The sequence below is a fragment of the Moorella mulderi DSM 14980 genome, from assembly GCF_001594015.1.
Classification (GTDB): Bacteria; Bacillota; DSM-521; order Neomoorellales; family Neomoorellaceae; genus Neomoorella; species Neomoorella mulderi.
Genome location: NZ_LTBC01000070.1, coordinates 1 through 529 on the forward strand (window position 1 = coordinate 1; position 529 = coordinate 529).

Consider the following 529-nt stretch of genomic DNA (forward strand, 5'->3'; position numbering starts at 1 on the left):
TTTCGCAGCTTACCACGCCCTTCTTCGCCTCTTAGCGCCTAGGCATCCACCGTACGCCCTTACTAGCTTGACCATTTCCCGCGTAGGTGGGTCCGTCTTCCTCGCTGTGCAGTTTTCAAAGAACAATCATGGTGGAGATGAGCGGATTCGAACCGCTGACCCCCTGCGTGCAAAGCAGGTGCTCTCCCAGCTGAGCTACACCCCCACTTTATTTTAAAAGTGGTGGGCCTGGGTGGACTCGAACCACCGACCTCACGCTTATCAGGCGTGCGCTCTCACCTGCTGAGCTACAAGCCCTTACCTTTCAGGGAGCAAGTCCCTGAAAACTAAACAGTGGGTTGAGCCAGACGACCGACCTAGGAGTTATAGACCTCGCCGGATTTTATCCGGGGTATCTATTTACTCCTTAGAAAGGAGGTGATCCAGCCGCACCTTCCGATACGGCTACCTTGTTACGACTTCACCCCAATCACCAGCCCCACCTTCGACGGCTCCCTCCCAGCACTCAACTCAAAGAGTCATCTTCGGG

The 529-nt window shown here is 55.0% G+C and carries 2 tRNA genes and 2 rRNA genes; all 4 read right to left on the reverse strand.

From position 1 onward, the window contains the following. Positions 1–73, reverse strand: a 23S ribosomal RNA gene (locus tag MOMUL_RS15295); the annotation flags it as partial. A 56-nt stretch (positions 74–129) separates the two neighbouring features. Next, positions 130–205, reverse strand: a tRNA-Ala gene (locus tag MOMUL_RS15300). A 15-nt stretch (positions 206–220) separates the two neighbouring features. Continuing rightward, positions 221–297 (reverse strand) — tRNA-Ile (locus MOMUL_RS15305). Between the two features lie 113 nt (positions 298–410). Then, a 16S ribosomal RNA gene (locus MOMUL_RS17130) occupies positions 411–529 on the reverse strand; the annotation flags it as partial.